This is a genomic window from Lysobacter enzymogenes (assembly GCF_017168095.1).
Lineage (GTDB): Bacteria > Pseudomonadota > Gammaproteobacteria > Xanthomonadales > Xanthomonadaceae > Lysobacter > Lysobacter enzymogenes_D.
In genome coordinates this window covers 1-2,028 of the sequence record NZ_LXSD01000166.1, presented here as the reverse complement: position 1 = coordinate 2,028, position 2,028 = coordinate 1, and the positions used below count along the sequence as shown (strand labels likewise).

General features: G+C 71.5%; 3 protein-coding genes. All 3 read right to left on the bottom strand.

Features of this window, described 5'->3' with window-relative positions:
- A partial coding sequence (locus A7A76_RS04665) for a DUF4339 domain-containing protein (protein WP_206410102.1) occupies positions 1-252 on the bottom strand: 252 nt, incomplete at its 3' end.
- Positions 253-702: 450 nt separating this feature from the next.
- Positions 703-1,191, bottom strand: coding sequence for a DUF494 family protein (locus tag A7A76_RS04660; RefSeq protein ID WP_206410101.1), 489 nt, complete (start codon positions 1,189-1,191; stop codon positions 703-705).
- 88 nt (positions 1,192-1,279) lie between these two features.
- On the bottom strand, positions 1,280-2,028 hold a 749-nt coding region (locus A7A76_RS04655), incomplete at its 5' end, for a DNA-processing protein DprA (protein WP_206410100.1).

The window sequence follows — 2,028 nt, the reverse complement described above, 5'->3', positions numbered from 1 at the left end:
GGTCGGCGTCGCGGCGGCGGGCGCTGCGTCCGTGGCGGCGGCGTTCGCCACCCCCGGCGGCAGCGGCGGCGGCGTCGCGCCGAGGCCGAATTCGTGTTCCAGGCGCTGCAGCGGCTGCCATTCGCGCAGCCCTTCGCGCCACACCAGGGTGTCGCGCTGGATCCGGCCGGCGCGGAAATGCTCGCGCACGGTTTCCGTGTCGATCGGGCCGACCCGGCCCTGCGACGGATCGTGGTAGTACCAGTTCGTCATTGCCTTCCCCCCGAAATCCGCGGCCGGCACGAGGGCGGGCGCGGGCGTCCTTGTCATGGAAAGCGCCGCTGCGTCGAGACCGCGTCAGCGTTGCGCAATAAGGCTGCGCACGGCCACCCCGGCACGCGCGAGCCGCATGAAACTACCACGCAGCGCACAAAACGCTAGCCGTCGCCGGACCGTGCGACCGCGTCGGCGACGGATGGATGCGCGAGCGGCGACCAGCGGCGGCGCGCGATTGCGTCGCGCCTGCGGACGATACGGTTCGGGGTGGTGCGATGGGGCGGATGGGGCTCGAATCGATGCGGTTCGAGCCGATGCGACCCCCGCGCACGCCACGGCCGCGGCCCGAGGCCGCCGACGATCAGTGAACGCGAAGCCAGACACGGCGCCGCGGCCGTGCCGGCGTGCGGGACGCTACGGCGTCGCGTGCGGCGCCGCCGGGCCGGTTCAGTGCACCGGCTCGGGCTCGTCCTCGAACATCTGGGTTTCCATCCAGGCGTAGGCCGCCTCGGAACCGGGCTGGTTGAACAGCACCATCAGCACGACCCATTTGAGGTCGTCCAGGTCCAGTTCGTCCTGGTCCAGCGCCATCGCGCGGTCGAGCACCAGCTCGCGCTGGTCCGCGTCGAGGATGCCGTGCTGTTCCAGGAACAGCAGGAAGCCGCGGCACTCGACGTCGAGCTTGTCGAGTTCCGGCCCGAAGTAGATCCGGGTCGGCCCGTCCGCGCGCGGGCTGCTGACGCTGGGCCGCTGCTGGGCCAGCGCATCGAGCCATTCGATGGCTTTGTTGATCTCGGCGGGGCTGAAACCGGCCTGGCCCAGTTCTTCGAACAGGGGGCCGCTGCGGAGCGAATCGCGGTCGCGGACGAGGTCCGCATCGTCGGTGAAGTAATGCTCGAACAGGTACAGCAGGACGTCCAGGATGCTCTCTTTCATTTCCCTCGGCCTGCGCCGCATGCGGCGCGGTGGGTCAGAACTTGCTGATTGGCCGGGTGAACCGCCGGTGTGCGGCACCGATACGAGTTCAGCGGTTGCGGAAGTAACGGCCGTGCTGCGCCGAAACGCGACCCTCAAGCTCCATGACCAGCAGCATGGAGGACAGTTCCGCGGTCGTCAATCCAGTACGGTGGACCAGTTCATCCATACCGGTAGGGTCGAAGCCCAGCGCGTTCCACAAGGACTGGTAGTCGGGATCGGCGAAATCGGGCGAGGTCCGGGGTGGATCGGCGTCTCCTGAGACGGGACCGGGACCATCCTGACCGGCCTGTATGACCGCCGCGTGGCCATCGTCAATGGGGGCGCCGAGGCGCTGGCGCAAGCCTTCGGCCAGTTCGGCCGCGACCGGGGCCAGCGCCGCGGCGACCTCGGCCGCGCGTTCCACCAGCCCCGCGCCCTCGCGGATCAGCCGGTGACAGCCGCGCGCCAGCGGGTTGTGGATCGAGCCGGGCACCGCGAACACCTCGCGCCCGCACTCGGCGGCCAGGCGCGCGGTGATCAGCGCGCCGGAGCGCTCGGCCGCCTCCACCACCAGCACGCCCAGGCTGAGCCCGGCGACGATGCGGTTGCGCGCCGGGAAATGCCCGGTCCGGGCTTCGGTGCCGGGCGGGTATTCGCTGACCGCGACGCCTTCGGCGGCGATGCGCGCGAGCAGGTCGGCGTGGCGGCGCGGGTAGGCCAGGTCCGGGCCGGTGCCGAGCACGGCCACGGTCGGCCCGCCGGCTTCGAGCGCGGCGCGGTGGGCGGCGGCGTCGATGCCGGCGGCCAGGCCGCTGG

What these genes read in the sequence shown, in the direction of transcription:
- A7A76_RS04660 (WP_206410101.1), bottom strand. Translation starts at nt 1,191, where the DNA reads ATGAAAGAGAGCATCCTGGACGTCCTGCTGTACCTGTTCGAGCATTAC.